The sequence below is a fragment of the Sorangiineae bacterium MSr11954 genome, assembly GCA_037157815.1.
In the GTDB taxonomy this organism is placed as follows: Bacteria; Myxococcota_A; Polyangia; order Polyangiales; family Polyangiaceae; genus Pendulispora; species Pendulispora albinea.
Genome location: CP089984.1, coordinates 294,376 through 310,800 on the forward strand (window position 1 = coordinate 294,376; position 16,425 = coordinate 310,800).

At 62.0% G+C, this 16,425-nt stretch carries 13 protein-coding genes; all 13 read right to left on the reverse strand.

Annotated features, from left to right (window positions below; translation table 11 throughout):
* Positions 1 to 11: 11 nt before the first annotated feature.
* On the reverse strand, positions 12 to 830 hold the full coding sequence (locus LZC94_01180; GenBank protein ID WXB15892.1) for a class I SAM-dependent methyltransferase: 819 nt from the start codon (positions 828 to 830) through the stop codon (positions 12 to 14).
* Positions 831 to 2,759, reverse strand: coding sequence for a RiPP maturation radical SAM C-methyltransferase (locus LZC94_01185; GenBank protein WXB15893.1), 1,929 nt, complete (start codon positions 2,757 to 2,759; stop codon positions 831 to 833).
* Positions 2,760 to 2,784: 25 nt separating this feature from the next.
* Positions 2,785 to 3,351 (reverse strand): SagB/ThcOx family dehydrogenase, encoded by a 567-nt coding sequence (locus tag LZC94_01190; GenBank protein WXB15894.1) that lies wholly within the window; start codon positions 3,349 to 3,351, stop codon positions 2,785 to 2,787.
* A 196-nt stretch (positions 3,352 to 3,547) separates the two neighbouring features.
* Positions 3,548 to 4,918: a YcaO-like family protein gene (locus LZC94_01195; GenBank protein WXB15895.1), complete on the reverse strand. Its 1,371-nt coding sequence runs from the start codon at positions 4,916 to 4,918 to the stop codon at positions 3,548 to 3,550.
* A complete protein-coding gene (locus LZC94_01200) occupies positions 4,915 to 5,826 on the reverse strand; it encodes a TOMM precursor leader peptide-binding protein (GenBank protein ID WXB15896.1) in 912 nt (303 codons plus the stop codon). Before LZC94_01200 ends, LZC94_01195 begins: the two co-directional genes overlap by 4 nt.
* Positions 5,823 to 7,172, reverse strand: coding sequence for an MmgE/PrpD family protein (locus LZC94_01205; protein WXB15897.1), 1,350 nt, complete (start codon positions 7,170 to 7,172; stop codon positions 5,823 to 5,825). Before LZC94_01205 ends, LZC94_01200 begins: the two co-directional genes overlap by 4 nt.
* Positions 7,169 to 7,810: a 2OG-Fe(II) oxygenase gene (locus tag LZC94_01210; GenBank protein ID WXB15898.1), complete on the reverse strand. Its 642-nt coding sequence runs from the start codon at positions 7,808 to 7,810 to the stop codon at positions 7,169 to 7,171. The genes LZC94_01205 and LZC94_01210 overlap by 4 nt, the downstream gene beginning before the upstream one ends.
* A 7-nt stretch (positions 7,811 to 7,817) precedes the next feature.
* On the reverse strand, positions 7,818 to 8,297 hold the full coding sequence (locus LZC94_01215) for a 2OG-Fe(II) oxygenase (GenBank protein WXB15899.1): 480 nt from the start codon (positions 8,295 to 8,297) through the stop codon (positions 7,818 to 7,820).
* Positions 8,298 to 8,428: 131 nt separating this feature from the next.
* Positions 8,429 to 9,511 carry a phytanoyl-CoA dioxygenase family protein gene (locus LZC94_01220; protein WXB15900.1) on the reverse strand — a complete coding sequence of 361 codons (1,083 nt, stop codon included), beginning with the start codon at positions 9,509 to 9,511 and terminating at the stop codon, positions 8,429 to 8,431.
* 177 nt (positions 9,512 to 9,688) lie between these two features.
* On the reverse strand, positions 9,689 to 9,847 hold the full coding sequence (locus LZC94_01225; GenBank protein WXB15901.1) for a hypothetical protein: 159 nt from the start codon (positions 9,845 to 9,847) through the stop codon (positions 9,689 to 9,691).
* A 1,771-nt stretch (positions 9,848 to 11,618) separates the two neighbouring features.
* On the reverse strand, positions 11,619 to 12,878 hold the full coding sequence (locus LZC94_01230) for an ATP-grasp domain-containing protein (GenBank protein WXB15902.1): 1,260 nt from the start codon (positions 12,876 to 12,878) through the stop codon (positions 11,619 to 11,621).
* Between the two features lie 54 nt (positions 12,879 to 12,932).
* Positions 12,933 to 14,231, reverse strand: a complete 1,299-nt coding sequence (locus tag LZC94_01235; GenBank protein ID WXB15903.1) for an MFS transporter — start codon at positions 14,229 to 14,231, stop codon at positions 12,933 to 12,935.
* A gap of 1 nt (position 14,232) precedes the next feature.
* Positions 14,233 to 16,218: a hypothetical protein gene (locus LZC94_01240; GenBank protein ID WXB15904.1), complete on the reverse strand. Its 1,986-nt coding sequence runs from the start codon at positions 16,216 to 16,218 to the stop codon at positions 14,233 to 14,235.
* Positions 16,219 to 16,425: the final 207 nt, after the last annotated feature.

Sequence of the window (16,425 nt, forward strand, 5' to 3'; positions counted from 1 at the left end):
GGCCAATACCATCAGGCACCCTGATCCGCCCTGATGCCCAGTGTGTCGATGCGCACCTCGAGCACCTCCGGCAGCATCCCCGGCAAGCTCTTCTCGAGCGCGCTCTTCTGCTCGGGCCCGAGCGCTTTCCACCATGAAAGGGTGCTGATCCATCCCAAAAACCACGACCTCTCCCGCAACACATCACGGCTGAACGTCGTGGATTCCACGTTGCCAAACACGTCCTCGATGGCCGAGCACCACTCTCGCTCGAAGGCGTGGAAGCGAGCACGCCCCGAGTCGGGCCATTTATCGAAATGCGGAACCACGCTCAATATCTCGTCGCGTGCACGGCGCAGGGACTCATTGCGCTCGAGATTCAATGCATTCCAACAAGATGCAAATCGGCCGCCACTTCTGAGCAGCTTTCGAATGCGCGCGAATGCCTTGTCGAAATCCAGCCAGTGAATCGCCTGCGCCGACAAGACCGCGTCGAACGGCCCCGCGGGTAGCTCGATGTCCTCGAACGCGCCCACGATGAACGCGACGTTGGGCGCGCGCAAATTGTATTTTGCTTTTTCGATCATCTCGGCGCTCAGATCGATGGCTACGATGCGCGCTGCCGATTCGACGAACAGCTTCGTCGCTTGGCCCGAGCCGCACCCTATTTCGACGATCGCGCATGGGCGTTCTCGCGGAAGACACCAGTCCACCAGCGCAGGAGGGTAATCGGGACGCAGACGATCGTAGCTGTCGACATCCGATGAAAACGTAGTCCGAAGCACCGCGGTCTCGACCATGTGAGGTTCGCCTCCTGTTGACCATCCGATATCGAAAATGTACGGGGCCATCTACTGCCGGGTCGACCCCGGTTGATCGCCCATGATGACCGGCAATTCTCGCCGCGCCGCTGGAGAAGGCCGTTCGTTCGCGACCTGCTCCTCGTGTCGCTGCGCGGCGCGAATGCGGCGAGCAGCGGACTGCGGGTTCGGGGCGACCGCCAGCGAGAGGAACTTCTCTCCTTCGCGGTACATGAGGCGCTTCTCGATCATTTCGCCGAGGAAAGCATCAATCAGCCGTATCTGGTCCGGATCCCGTTCGCCGCCTGCCGCGATGATCTGGTTGCGACTTCGAATTTGTGCGCAGAACAAGTACAGCATGCGTCCCCCACCACGGAGCACGTGGTCGACATGGTTCTTTCTTCGATCTCGGATTCGAAGGAACGTGCCGCCGTCCTCGTATTGAAGAGGGCTCTCGTCGCGACCAACCGCGGTATGAAGCTCACGCCAACGCTCGCACGCGTCCACCATCGCGGACCACTCCGGATCGGACTGCGCTCGATCGTAGGACAGATCGAGCAAATGGAGGCGCTCCCAAACATCGTCGGGTAGCCCGATTCGATAGTGATCCCCGTTGCGGACATTGGTAATCCCGAACTCGTCGCGCAAGCGGTCCGTCGTGCTGCCCACACCTAGATAAAAAACGGTGATGCCCAACGGCTGATAGCTCGACGCGTACGAATCGATGTTTTCGACGGTCTCACGGATTTCGGCCGCCGTCGTCCCTGGGAAGTTGACGATGAGATTCGCGTCGTTGACGATCTGCAGCTCGCGGCATGTCTTCATGGCCTCCAGGTTTTGGATGACCGTGGTCCCCTTGCCGATACGCTTCAGGAGCGACGACGACAGAGCTTCGATACCAAATTGCACCTGCCGTACGCCCGCTTCCCACAGAAGCAGCAGTTGATGCGGACGGACGTTGGCGCGCATCTCGTAGAAGATGTGCAGGTCCTTCTCCAGGTCGACCAGACCGCGGCCGAGCTCCTCGACGCCGCGATGACGGATGATGTTATCGAGGAAAAATAGGCGGCAGTTCGCGTAGCGCGTCGTGAGAACGTCGACCTCGCGAACGACACGCTCGACGCTTTTTTCACGATACCCGCGCCATTGTACGTTCAAATTGCAGAAATAGCAGGTGTTCTTGGGGTTATTCGTCTCCTTCACCCGATCCCACCAGCAGCCTCTCGACCCTTCGACGGGGATGGCCCACGCCACCCCGAGCTCGGCTGCGAGCTGCGCATAGTCGTCGTAGAGTGGAATGGGTAACTCATCGAGCGCGCCCACCTCGTGGAGCTCGACGCCATTGGGACGATTCGCCGCGTTCGCGCGCGACAGGACACCCGGCACTTGCTCTGCCGCACCGCCCGATTCGATGTCATGGAGGAGCCCGAGCAGCGGTAGCTCCCCCTCTCCCTGAACGATGAAATCGACGCATGGATACTCGCCGAGAATCGACGGCCCAACGCGCGCCGACACCGTGGAGCCCCCGAGGATCGTCACCGTCTTTGGCGCCAATGCCTTCACGGCCGTACATACGGCGATATTGGCAAAGAGCTGTCCGAAGCACGTCGTAAAACCAACGACATCGAACGCGCTGGCGAGATATTCCGCCTGACGTTGGACGTCGCGCGCGACGATGTCGACAATCTCGGAGACGGCATCACCGGTCAGACCGATCGCGCCCGCGATGAACGAGACGACCGCCTCGCGTTTGCGTGGGGTGAGGATCGCCAAGTAGATGAGCTCACCGAGACGATAGCAGTCCCCTGAAATACGGCTGTATACGTCCGTTGGGAGCTCCCTTGCCACGTGCATATACGCGTGGACCGTCTCCACGTCGAAGCGTGGCTCGCGCGCTTTGACGAACGCGGCGAGCGCGCCCAATGCCGCAGAAGGCCGGCTCATCGATGACCACGGCATGCTGACAAGTGCAAGTCTCACGAGAAGTCCTCCTGTGGCGCAGAGGTCAGGGAAGCACCGCCGAATAGATGGGGAGCTCATCGAGATCGGCGACATCGAGCAATCGCGTCATTTGCTGATCGGCAAAACCTCCGACCGGCGTGACACGGACGTTCAACGCGGCGGCCAAGAGGCAAATATTTTGCATCGCATGACCTGCCTCGAGCAACGAGAATCGATAACCTCGGTCGCCGTACTTCATGGTCGTGCGGTTCATCATCGCCGTAAAGACGACGATCGCTCGCGATTCAGCGATCCACTCGTGGCCGTAGATCGCACGAGCACGGGCTGAACTGTCGCATTCAGCCAAGCACGATAGCGCGTGGCGCTTCGATTCATAATGGTAGACACCGGGCATCAATGACTCGCATCGAAGCGCCAGCACGTAGCATTCGAGCGGAAATCGAGCTCCAGCCGACGGAAAGTACCGGCGCGAGCCTTCACGCGCGGGCTCCTCGGTCGGCCTGAGGCCCAGGGACCATCCGAGCAGAAACGCCAGCTCGCGAAGACGAAGCGGATCGGGCGTTGGCTCGCGGCTCGAGTGGCGGGCCTGCACGACGTGCAAGAGGTCCATACGGGACTCCATCGTCGCGATCGGGAGCGATATCGAACGTAACCTCGGGTGAGTCTTGAAGTGAATCTCCGTCCATTCAGCCGGCCAACGAGAGGCATCCGTCCAGGTCTCCCGATCCATGTGATGGCCCTCGATGCTGCTCGCCTCGTGAAAAACTTCGTATGGACGTCTCATTTTCAAGGTGCTCATCGAAGACTCATAGGAAGGGGTGTGGCACTTGGTTGAGCGCGGAGACAGGGAGCGCACGTTCAGAGGCTTCGCCGTACGCGAGCAGGCGCCGGGTCCAAGTGCGATATTGCTCGTCGAGGTGCATCGGTTGTAGTCCCGGAACGATGGTCTTCACCACGGTCGCGCCAAATGTCGCGACATCGGAGGTGGTGACGTCGACCACGATCAGATCGTGACCCGTGCGGATCACGTTCTCGATCAACGCCCGCACCTTTGCCGGTGTCGAGGCCGAACAATCCGTGAACGCGGTCGATCCTCTGGGCGACCGATCGAGATATTCGAGATACTCGATCATCTCGGGTTGAATCCAGACATAGGAGCGCGATTCCAAACTATTGATTCGAGACAAATCGCCAAATATCGTCGTTGCATGCTGGCGCGCGCGCGCTAGCCGCGTACGCATCGGCCTTCGGAAGCACGCGGCCTCGAAGATCGCGCCCTTCACGGCATCGTGAACGTCGAAGGCGGCTTTCGAAGCGACGGTCATGCTGGGGCCAACCCCGCTGCGATCGATGATCTTCGCCAGAACAGCCGGAACCGGGAGATCGAGGCGGATATCGTAGAGGCTCAAATCGAGCTGGTAGCGTCGAAGGTTTTGGATCACCCAGTCGAGCTCTCCGCCCCCGCGTCCGTCCAAATCGAGCCGCGGCGGTGATAGCGAGCGATAATGAGTGACCATGATCGCGTCGCGTTCGATGACCTCGAGAAGCCCCCTCAGCACCGCACTACCCATGAGCAGCCCGGCGGCCGCGCCGGTCGTCAACGGGTCCCTGAGCACCGGCTCGCCCTCGTTGAATACGTAGGGTAAGTACACCGATTGTGCCGGAACGAGGATGTCGCTTCGCAATCGATACGAGAAGCCGGGGGTCCAGGCCATCGGTGCGTGCCGGAGCGCGTCCGCGACGGCGGGATCCCTCGTTTTTTCGTGCGAGCTCAGGGTCACCGGGTCGAGGGCGGCGCGGCCCGCGCTCTCGAGCTGCGCATGGCTCGCGCGGACCAAGTCGCGCTGGCGATAGATCGAGAGGCAGTACCGCTCCATCGCCTCGAACAGCGCACCGACGACGGCGCGGTCGTGATGGGTCGACCGGCCGCCCTCCGCTGGAGCGTGCACGTAGCCGCCATCGGACAGCGACGCTGTCGGCGCGAGGTCGGCGCGGTAGCAGAGGAATTTCGGCTCGTCGCTGTAGTAGTCGCGCTCGCGCCGGAGGTTGCGGACGATCCCGACGGATCGATCGACGAGCTCGTCGAACGAGCGCAGGAACCTCGATGCGTCGGGCTCCGCTCTCGACATGTCGCGAACGAGAGCATCGATGTCGGCGGGGTAGGCGCGCTTTCTCATGGAACGTCCGCGGCGCCGCAGGCCTGACAGCCCGGTACCTCGAGCACTCGGTGAACCTCCAGACGAGGCGCGGCGACGTCGTGTTCCACCACACGGCCCATCGAGATGGGCACGGTTTCCCTGGTAAGGCAACGCCGAATCTCGAGCGCGATATGCGCCGCAGCTATCTGGTAAAGCGCCTCCGCGGTGGGACCCTCGGAGGTGGCGATCGGCGGCTTCGTCATCTCGGTGAACCATTTCGGCGGACCGTGCTCTTCCTCGCGGGCTTGGAGACGATGCCAGAAGCATTCGAAGCACGCCGTTTTTCCAGGTAGAACCAGCGGTCCCATCTCGAAGCTGCTGCCGAACAGGCGCATGCTGACGAACTTCGTCTTTGCAGCGATCGCCGCGGCGTTGAGCTCGCGATGTCGCCGGATATTCAGTCGATCGTCGAGGAGCGCGATGAGGTCCAGACTCGCCAGATCGCCGTTCTCCAGATTCGTCGGTGTTACGCGAACGCCGTTCGGCGTCGCGAGCAGCGGCTCCTCCAAGGCGAGATCGCGTGCGCCGAACGATGCCAGGTGGATTACGACCGGGTCGATGAGGCGCGCGCTCCCCGTGAGCGCAATACGCTTCTCGGAGAGGCTCGTCAGTTTGGGGCCCGCGCCATCATCGACGACCAGGACCTCCTTGTCGTTCAACATCGTGATGAGCTCGAGCGCCCGCTCGGCGTCCACGAGGTGCGCAAGCGCGCCCACCAGCGTCGCGCGCGCGACCGAGTCGCCTTGGAGAACAGGACGCAGCGCTCGGAAGAGCTCCGCAGCCAATCCGCGCAACGCAGTACCACGCGCTTCGGCCGGCCAATAGAAATAGACGCTCGACCCATCATCATGGCACGAGAGTCGTTGTGACATTCGATACGTGGTCACGCCAATTCCTCCATTTCAACCGTAAGAAAAGGAGCCAGATCGCTCGCCCGGGCGCCCTCGAATGCCCTCAGGAGCGCAAGAAATGCATGGCAGTCCGCCTCGACGAGGGATCCCTCTGCGAGACCGAGAAATTTCTTCTCGAGCGCCGAACGTTGGGCTCGATCCGGCAGCCGGTGGGCGAACGTCACGCGTAATTCGCTATCGTTCTTCAGGGTAACCACTATTTCCACCAGGCTGCGCGGGGCTTCGGATTCTCGAGTGGTTATCGACGCCATCACATTCTGAACCAGCGAATCCTCTAGAAGGTGGCTTTGGAAATGCTCCGGGCCGACCCTGCCGAAGCAAATAGCCAGGGCGGCATTGTATGCGAGGCTGAACCTTCCCTCATCGACGGTCCTAGGTCGAGAAAACCGGTTCGCCCCCACGACGTACGATGGCAAAACGAGCTTCACCGCGCGTACGTCGGGCGCTCGAACGCGACCTTCTTCGAGCATCGACACGAGCGCATCCAATGTTTGATGAAAGTAAGCACAGCACGGATATTGCTTGAACGCCGTCGGCACCTGGTCGAGGATCCAAGGTTTGCAGAGCGTATCGTCCGCCAATCGATCCAAATCGGCGCCGGAGAGCCGGCACAGGTTGTCGAGCCATGGCGCGCCTCGGGGCACTGAAACGTTGCCGTCGCGCGCGTAAACCGCAGCCGAGAGTCCGTCGCGTGCTGCGGCCGCGACCTGATAAGCCTTCGCGCTCGAGCCGAAGCTGCTGGTGTACCCTCCCAATGAAACGCCGGACAAGCACAGGGCGCGGGCCATTCCAACCTCGTCCAGCCTCAGCAACCATCCGACGGCGCTCGACGCCGCGAGCGTGCCCAAAACGGCCGTCGGGTGGTGGCCCCGTTCACGAAGTCGCTCTCCGAAAGCGTTCCCGAGGACGCCCATCACTTCGACGCCCACGATATATGCATTCAAAATCTCGCGCCCTGAAAGGAATGGATCGTCGAAGAACGGAAAAAGAGCCGGAAGGATGACGGTGGCCGAATGTCCAAACGTACTATAGTGAACGCTGTCGAAATCGAGCACATGGGAGGCAAAGGCGTTCATGAACGCCGCCGCGTCGATCGCCAGCGTGTGACGCGTCCACCAAACGGACGCTCGCCCGGTTCCCGAGGTGCGCCTCGCCGTTCGGCGGACGCCTTGGGCCGCCGGCGAACGCTGCCCTGCAAGCGCCACCGCGAAGGTATCCAAGACCGCCAGCTTGGCCTCTTCGTGCAGGCTCGGCGGTACGTCTCGCGGACGAATGGCGCTGATCCGAGACGCCAAATCCGTGAATGCGCCCCTCGCCGTCATGACTCCTCGTAGTCGCCGGTAGCAGAAACGAGGGAGATGGTGAGGCTATAGCGATCGCCCGCGTTGACGGGGTCGAGCGCGTGAAACGATTTTTTACCCATCACCATGCCGACCCCGGTATTGTGAAGAGGTGGAATCGTCCTGTACGGAACCGTGGAATCCGGCGACGTAAAGAGCCCGAGCGAGCCGCCAGCGGACACGTCCCAATCACGGATCAAGTAGACGAGGAATCGGTGGGTAAAGAAATAGCGCTCTTGCTTCCCCAGGGCCGCGTAGTCATTGTGGATGGAGGTTCCGTGCCCTTGGCTATGTTTATTCGCCGCGATGAAGAATCGCTCGTCGAAGCGCGTGCAAAACAAGTCTTCGAGGCGATTGCGGAGAACGGCGCCAAACGACGGCGTGAATACGTCGCGCAGATGCAGGGGAGCGCTCTCTTCCGAAGGGAAGAAGCTGAACATGCGAAAATGCTCCGCCGTCTTGAGGTGCCATTGATCCGTCTCCTCGAGCCACTCGAGCAGCGAGAGCGCCAAATCAGGGGTAAAAACATGCTCCACCGTGAAGTGGGAAAATGGCGTATCGCTCCTGGACACACCGGTCAGGAGCAGTCGGCTGGCCGCGTCCAAAGCGGCCCGCTTCAACGTGTCCTCACGGGCCGACGCTGCGAATATTTCCAGTGAACCACATGGCATTCGTATACCTCGTTCCCCGCGTCACGCGGCCGACGCCGTGTTCGAGCGTCGCACCGTCGAACGCGAGCAGAGCGCCGACCTGCGGCAAGATCCGGTGCGCGGGATCGATGAAGAAGGTCTCACCGCCTTCGAAATTTTCGTTCAAATAGAGGATCGCCGAAAAGCTCGTGTCCGGAAAGTACGTGTCCACATGCTCCGGTTGCTCCGACCCCTCCGGCCAAATGACCAGCTGACTCGCTTGTGGATAGATGAAGCGGACGCCGAAGAACTCACGTATGGCATCCATAACGTGGAACTTCACGCGATTGAGGAGCCGCAGGACATCTCGGTCCGCTTTCGCGCTCAACGCGTAGTCTCCAATCGTCCGATGACTCCACTCGTTCTGCCGATGAGCACTGCCATATTTTTCGATATTGGCATCGAAGAAATGGATCAACCTGCTGCACTCGGACGCCTCCAGCAGATCGGGACAGAAGAGTAGCTTCGAGCAAGGATGCGCATCGGAGAGCCCGTTCGTGGCACACCCTTCGCGTGCCCCCGAAGTTCCGCGATGGTCACCATTGGTGATCATGTTGCCAAGGAGATACGAGGTGTGTCGATCGCGGGGCTACGTTCCAACAGGCGGCTATGGGCTTCGTTGACGATGGGCGCCGTGTTCCTGATAGGCGTCAGATGCGCCACGGTGTCTCGAGCCAAGGCGAGCAAAAACGGGTCTTGCGGTGAAATGGTCTCGTTCTCGTCATCCGCGACCCTCGGGCTCACATCTGTCCGCACGCTGGCCATGGATTTTTCGAGATGTGAAAACGTCGAATAGAACCGCCTTCGATCGTAGAGCGCATCGACGTCCACGAACCTGCAGATCAGTGCCATGCGCGTCTTGAGCGCACCTCGCAGGAGCGGCGAGCTTCGATGGAGGACGTGTTTGTCGAATAGGAACGCGTCGCCGACCTCGAACGTGTCCTCCACGATCTGATCCGGTGGTATCACGGGATTGATCAGGCTGCTAATGACGTTTACCATGAACTGGGAGCTCGTCGCCATCTCGAGGTATTTTTCGCCGGGCGGCTGCTTCTTCAACATCTCGAAATGCCACGCCGCAAACCTGTACAGAAACGATCCATCCAGAACCGACTTCGAAATATATTGCATTCCTCCGCGCTGCTCTTTCGTTATCGGTTCCATGGGGATCCAAAGCGTACAGCCGTAATCATCTGGACGAGTATACGAGAACGAGTAGTATCCCACGTGCCAGTCCAAACCGGAGTTGCCGGTGACAATCTCATAGACGTGATTGTTCACTCGAATGAGCGACCGTCCGGTCAACGTCGTGAGGGTGCGAACGAAGCCGGGGTCGGTACAAAGGGTCGTGAAGAAGCCCTCGGCAAGGTCACTGTCATTTCGATAGTGCCTGTGGGTCGCGTCGATTGCCGTCGTCATTTTGACGTTGGCATCGTCCTCCGCCCGCGATTCGTCCCATTCGCGGTACACGGCAGAACTCATGATTTGCTTCTTGCACTCCAGCAGCGCCTCCACTGGCAGGAACCGTTCCAGCTTGACAAAACCGTCTCTCTTCAGCGCGCGCGCGACGCCTTGAATATCCATGAGTTGGTCGGTGCGAGCGTTTGCGGCCACTGTCTTTGCCGAGTTCATGAAAGCTACCTCCAAGTGCAACACGTGTCGTTCCAAAACAAAGCGTCTTCTTCGAGCCATTGAACGGTCGAGAACAAGGACGTCTCGAGCTCGAGACGCTCCCTTGTTCCCGACGTTCGATCTACTCCCGAGCAACGCTACTGGACCATGCCATCAGCGTCGGCCCGGTGCGGCGTTTCAGCGCTTCTGTTCCTGTCCTTCGCGTTCCGAGCGCGCCTTGCGCCCGTTGTCGGAAGACGGGTTGACGACAGCCTCCGCCTTGGCGCTGTCGTCCAAACCTACGCTCGTCGACGCCACGACAAAATCATTGACGCTGAATTTGGACACATTGGACATGACCAACCTCCTATGGGTAATGGGAGCCTTTGGCTCGCACACTGTTATGTTATGCTTGATTAGCATTTTCAAAATACGTGGCAAGCTTTTTTAAGTTAATTTCGCCTATTGGCATTTAACCGATGAATCCCAAATTTCGCGCGATCTACGCCACGATCGCCGCGCCCATCGTGGCGCGATTGGACGGGCTGAGATGCGATCGCGGGAAGGGTATGGGAAGGGCAGTGGCCCGAACTGCTAAGGCGGTCTCGAAAATACCGACGATTGCTCATCAAGGTCATGGCTCGAGCGTCTTCCAAACGTCGTCCACCCGTTTGCGCGAAGCCCTTTTTCGTCAACGCATGCGCATTGCCGACGCCGGCGGAGGTTGCTTGCCGATCCGCCGCTTGCCCCCGTCCTCCATGTACCGTTCCGGGGCTGCAGGGTGTACCAGTGTACCGAGCAACCAGCCGATCTTGGTACTGTGCTCCTGTTTCTCTTTGCACCATCCCTCTCTTTTTTACCGGCAATTCGTGATCAAGTAACGTGGTACGCGACTTGCTGACGCCGAGCATCTTCCGGAAAGGTATGTTCATGAAATCGAGATACGAGAAAATGGCGTTTCGAGCTCGGTATTATACTGGTTGCCGGTACGCTGCTCGTAGGGTTGGCTAGAAATGAAGTTGCTAAGGCCTTTCATCGCGAAAATTACGCACCACCGACGACTTTCTGGCGGAAATTGTGGGGCATCACGAAGAGTACTTCGGACGCCATATCGATACGTAGGAGTGCGAACACGACCTCCGTCACGGGCAGATCGCGAATGCCCAAGCGGGTGACTCCGTATGGTTTCGTCAGGACCCGGGGCACCGCGCAACGGTGCAGGTTAAATGGACCTTTCACGAACACCTATGGTCAGGTCCCCGGCACTCGCGATCCGGTGTGCAACGGAATCCGAATCATCGGAGATGAAAGACTGCGGCGACGAGAGCTCGAGCACTCCAAGAAGCATGGCCGACAAAACAGGACCGCCATCGGAGCCTCCGGGGAGCCGGACACGGAGATCGCTCGCGCGAACGAGCAGCCGACGGCCACCGCGGGCTCCGGCTCGCCGAATACGGGCGTCACGATACCGGCCGCGATGAATCCCCTCGACCCCATCGCCGCCGCGAGCGTGTGCGCAGGCGAGGCCGATACGACGGCCGAGGGCTCATACCAACCGCGATGAGCGACGACGAGACCGCAAACTTGAACATGGGAGGCCAGCGCTCGAGACCTCTTGCGCGCGCGCCTCGATGCGCCCCACCGGCGGCCCCACGCGGGCGGGCTAAGCCGACGGCGCCTGTGCCGAGCGCGGTTGCAAATCGAGAGATCGCCGGATGCTCGAGCCGAGGTGGCCGTATCGGCCCGACGAGCACGCTCGTGGCGACGGCGCGGCTTCCGATGCGATGCCGGGCCGCAATCGGACGTCAGGGAGTTGCTCGCTCACGTTCAAGCCTACCCTTGGCGAGAGCTCCCCAGGCCATGGACGCTCCGCAGGTTCCTGTCGTGATCGTCGTCGGACGGGCCGTCCTCATGGCGGGCGGCCATGCCCTCGTCGTGGGAGTCACGTTCTCACCATCTCGCGGCGAGGTGGATCCCAGATTCCGGCGAGCGCTTGGGTCGCAGCCATGTAATAGCGTTCCGCTCGCTGTTTTTGGACGGCCGGCACGCCGATGAGTCCTATGGCGACGCGAGCGGCGAGGGGCTCGGCGTCGCGAACGCCTGAACGGGGGCCGGAAGAGCAGCCGAGTCAAGCCGCTGCGTCGATGCGCATGCGCGCCTCGTAGGCGCGGACGGCGTCGTAATCCGTGTCGACGGCGTTTGCGTCTTTGCCCGCGAGGACGACTTGGCCGATCGAGGTAAAGACGTCGACCGTGCGCGGCACGTGATCGCCCGTGCCGTAGGCGAGATGGATATCGTGGAAGGTGGGGAGGCGCGCGAGGTTGCGCAGATCTTCGGCGTTGCGCCAGATGCCGTGGCGGGAGGCGGAGAGGTAGGCCACGGTGACGTGGTGGAGCAGGCGGTAGCCGCCCCCGAGAGGCTCGCCGAGGACGTGGCGCACGGAGCGATCGATTTGGCAATCGCCGGTGGCGAGCCGGGTGAGTCGCTGCTGGTGTCCGCCGGAGATGCGCGCGTTGACCTCGATGAGGCGAGGGCCGCGCGCGGTGTCCATCACCTCGACATGCGCGCTGCCGTTGCGCAGGCCCACCGCGTCGAGCACCCGGCGAACGTACGCGTAGACTTCGGCCACCCGCGGCGCGTCCGGCGGGAGAAAGTCGACGGCTTCGTAGATGCCGAGGCGATCCTCGAGCGCGCGCTTGCGGTAACGGCAGACGGAGAGGAGCCCGTGGACGCCGTCGGCCGAATAGGTGTCCACGGCGTATTCGGTGCCGCGCGCGTATTCTTGGACGAGCACGCCGTCGTTGCGCAGCCCCATCATATTGGTCGTGCCCAGGATGCGCGCGAACACGGGCTGCCAGTCGTCGCCGGCGCGCACGATGTGCACGTTGTCCGTGCCCGCGCTCTTGGGCGGCTTGAGCACCAAAGGCTGCGGCCCGTCGGATGCGGCCTCCGCCAGCCAAGCTCGAACCGCGTCGGGATCGGCCGTGCAGATCTGCCGAATACAGGGGATGCCCGCTCGGCTCAAGGCGAGCGCGGTTTGCCATTTGTCGCGGCGCGCGGCCGTGAGCTCGGGGACATTGCCGGTGTGGGGCAGCAAGCGCGCGGTCAGCGCCTCGGCGAGCTCCACCCCCGATTCATTGCCGGCCAAGATGCGAAGCGGCCCGAGCTCCCGCAGGCGGGACACCAGCTCGGCTTCCGGCTGGGTGCCGTCGAGGATGACGTCGAAGTGGGAAGGGGCCCAGCTGTCGCGCGCCATCTCGGGGAGCGAAAAGGCGGTGCGGATGGCGATGGCTCCGATGCCGCGGGCGGCGAACGCGGGGGCCATTTCATAGCCGGATGAATAAGGGTCGACGACGGCAATACGAGGTTTGCGAGATACGGTGGTCACGAGGGTTCTCCTACCGTGCAGGCGACGTCCGCCTTGCACTCATGCCCGGCGCGATCACGCCGGCAGGTTCTGTTCGCCGTGCGCGCCACGGCCGGCGCGCCGATCGGTGAGCCGGAGCCCCACCGCGGTGAGGGCCATCAGCGCCGCGGTCGCGAGCGCCGCGCGCACGAGAAAATCATGCAATCGACCTTGGGCGATGTAGTCGCCCAAAAATACGGCGACCACGGCGCACACGCCCCGGTCGACGATGGACTCCATCGAGAGCAGGGTCGCGCGCGTGGTGGAGTCGACGATGGCGTCGTTGAGCAGCTGCCGCTGAATGGGAAACGAGAGACCGCTGGCCACCGAGAATACACAGAGCGCCACCACCGTGCCGGCGGAGCCCGCGGGCACCAGCGCCGCCAGGGCCAGGGCCATGGTCCACGTGAGGACGAACACCGCGGTTCGATTGGAGAACCATCGCCGCAGCCACCCGCTGCGGAATGCTCCTGCGATTTCACACACGGTGGTGCCGGCCATGATCAGGCCGAACGTAGAGAGCGGCAATTGCTTCGAGCCTAGAATCGGCTGGAACAAGTTCACCTGAACGATCCGCACCAACGTAAAGAGCGCCACGCCTTGGAGCATGAGCATCGGCAGGTGCGGCGCCTCGCGCAATTGGTGCAGCGCGTGACGCATCAACCTGGCCATCGGCAAACGCTCGGGCGCGGCCGGCGCGGAGCTCCCGTCCGCGAGGGCGACCTCCGGCAAACGAAGCGCGATGAACGCGGCCCCGGCGGCGCTCGCCGCGGAGAGCCAATAGGGCGCGGCGGGGAGCCACTCCATAAGCCACCCCGCGACGGGGAGACAGGCTACGCGGCCGATCAAGCTGTACGCACGGCCTCGACCCTCCGCGGCTCGGTAGATGTCCTTCGCGCCGCGCGCATTCAAATAGTCGTACAGGTATGCGCTGAATGCGCCCGATACCAAAGACCGCGCCAGCGCGATGAGGACGAAGTGCGCGAGGAATCCCGTGTAGCTCGACAGGATGATGGGCATGAGGTTCGCCACCGCCAGCACCACCGCGCCGGCGCGCACCGAGCGGCGGTAGTCGAAGCGATCGGCGAAGAGGCCCGTCGGGATCTCGAGCAGACAGAAGACGACGTAATAAATGCTCTGAATGCCGAAGATCTGCGGATCCGACAAGCCGATACGGCGCTGGTAGACGTAGAAGATCGGCAGCCAGAACAGGAGCCCGAAGAGCAATTGAAACGCATTGCTCAGGGCGATCACCCGCCTCACGCCCGGGGGCGCGGCAGAGATGGAAAGCATGGGCGCGTCCGACTTGGACGGCTTGGACGGCGTAGAGCTCATTTCAGTTCGAGTAAGGGCGGACTTGCAGGATGTGCAGCGCATCTTCGCCGGCCATCCACTCGATGTCGATGGGATCGGCAAAGGTGTAATTCGATGCAAAGTGTGATTGCAAAAGCCGGCCCACGAGCGCGAGGCGGCCCAGCAAGGTCTTGTCTTTGTCATCGAGATCGCTGGTGGAATCGCCCAGCGATACGGTGCGCCCTCCGCCCTCCATGGTGTTGTACAAGTATTGCAGTGGTGCCGCATCGCCCGACACCACCGCGTTCACCGACCGGCGTGCGGCATTGATGTACACGTGGCGAAAGTCGCCAGCGCTGGTGGGATTGGTCGTCACCAGCACCCCGCCCAGATCCGCGCTGACCTCTTGTTGAATGATCACGCCCATGTAGACGGCGTCGAGCGAGATGCCCGCCTGCTGCCGCAGCCGCACGCTGCGCGGCGAGACCAGCGAGGCCCACACCTCTTGAATGCTGCGCAAGATGGTCTCCACGCTGCTCACGCGGGTGATCGACTCGTAAATCCCGGCCGCGGAGAACCCCGCCAGATCCTCGGCGTTGGAGGAGCTTCGCACCACGAACTTCTCCGCCCCCGCGAGGTGCGCCACGATGGCCGCGTCGATGCTGTGCCGCATGCTCGCCGGCATGCGGGTGCGGCGGATGAGATCCTGCAGCTGCAGGCACAGCGGCTCCACCTGATCGTCGGCCGTGAGCTCGAGGGCCATCTTCAATTTGCCAATCACCTGCTGAATGCGCCACGACGATTCGCAGAAGCGCTGCTGAAAGGCAAACGGCAGCACGATGCCGCGCGGGATGCGCACGTACTTTCGCAAAAGCTGCAGCGCCGCGCCGCTCACCCCCTCGGGGGTCGTTTCGAGCTGCCTCGCCAGGTACTCGATCAAATTGGCGCGCGGCGGGCGCGGTACTTGGTAGAAGCCGGTCAAACGGTGCGAGCCGTTCGCGATCAAATGATGCAGCTCGCCCAGATTGGCGGCCTTCGTCCCATATTGATAACGGTCCGACGCCCGCAGTGACTCGAGCCCCACGATGTTCCCGAAGAACGCCTCCGGCTCGTCGATCCACACATGGGTGCGCGGCAGCTCCGCCTGCGAGAGCTGCGGGGGCACCTCGATGCGCTGCAGGTGAATGTCCCCGGCGGAGGGATCGATTCGGTATTCCACCCAATGCCCGTCCAGCCCGTCCCGCTCGATGCGCTCGCGCGCGTCCAGCGCGATGGCGTTTGGGATCTTCCAACCGTGCGCCAAGACATTGACGTGGGACAGCGGGGTGATCTGCGCGGTGTTGATGATGCCGGAGACGCGCGGAATGTCGTCGGGCACCCGATCCATGACCACGATGTCGAACCACTCCAGCGGCGCCTTCGTGTCCCGATATTCCTTGGTGCTGCGAAAGAGCCGCAGGCGGCCGCGCGCCATGCCAGGGTTCAACGGAATGACGCGCGCTCGGGAGAACAGCTCGTGCGCCAGCACGCGCGGCATCTCCTCGGCGGAAATCTCGCGGAGGAAGGACTCCTGCATATGATTGGCCGGCTTGACGACCAGAGGAATGCTCGGATCGACGTATTGGCGGACGAAGCCATAAAGATAGCGGAGCATCTCCGCGTCCATCGTGTCGGCCTCGGTGGTCTCCAGGGAAAAGAAGGTCCCCGGCTCGCCGTTCGAGCGCGTGTGGCGCGAGAGGATCGCCAAGTAAAAGCGCCGATCGGGGTCGTCGTAGACGCTGTGGTTCACCGCGTCGAGCGACCGCTCCAGCTCTTTGCGCGGCATATCGAGGAGCTTTGCGACGTACTCGACGTGAAATCGCCATTTGGCATTGTCGAGGAAATGGATGACTCCGGCAGGCCGATCGATCACCAGCTTGACGAACGGTATTCCACTCAAGGAACCGGACAAGCGGTCGAATTCATCCATCGTTAACGACTTGCCGACCCACGCGCTCGATTCGACGTGGGCCGTCGTGTGCACATCCATTGTCATTTCGTTGTCGACTCGTGGGCTAAAAGGCAAAAGCAGAACACGGGCCCAATGCGCGACACGACGATGCGGCCCCGCCCTGCAGCTCATGTTTTTCGCGGCAGCTCGACGTTGGAACGTGTTTACCCAACTACAAGCGCTCACGAAGTGTGACTGCCGTGTGACCGCGGAGTTATGTTACTTAGGCCGCGGCTGTCAAGTCGT

Excerpts from the sequence above, each read along its gene's own strand:
- LZC94_01180 (WXB15892.1), bottom strand. The coding sequence starts at position 830 with ATGGCCCCGTACATTTTCGATATCGGATGGTCAACAGGAGGCGAACCT.
- LZC94_01190 (WXB15894.1), bottom strand. The coding sequence starts at position 3,351 with ATGGACCTCTTGCACGTCGTGCAGGCCCGCCACTCGAGCCGCGAGCCA.
- LZC94_01195 (WXB15895.1), bottom strand. The coding sequence starts at position 4,918 with ATGAGAAAGCGCGCCTACCCCGCCGACATCGATGCTCTCGTTCGCGAC.
- LZC94_01205 (WXB15897.1), bottom strand. The coding sequence starts at position 7,172 with ATGACGGCGAGGGGCGCATTCACGGATTTGGCGTCTCGGATCAGCGCC.
- LZC94_01220 (WXB15900.1), bottom strand. The coding sequence starts at position 9,511 with ATGAACTCGGCAAAGACAGTGGCCGCAAACGCTCGCACCGACCAACTC.
- LZC94_01225 (WXB15901.1), bottom strand. The coding sequence starts at position 9,847 with ATGTCCAATGTGTCCAAATTCAGCGTCAATGATTTTGTCGTGGCGTCG.
- LZC94_01235 (WXB15903.1), bottom strand. The coding sequence starts at position 14,231 with ATGAGCTCTACGCCGTCCAAGCCGTCCAAGTCGGACGCGCCCATGCTT.
- LZC94_01240 (WXB15904.1), bottom strand. The coding sequence starts at position 16,218 with ATGGATGTGCACACGACGGCCCACGTCGAATCGAGCGCGTGGGTCGGC.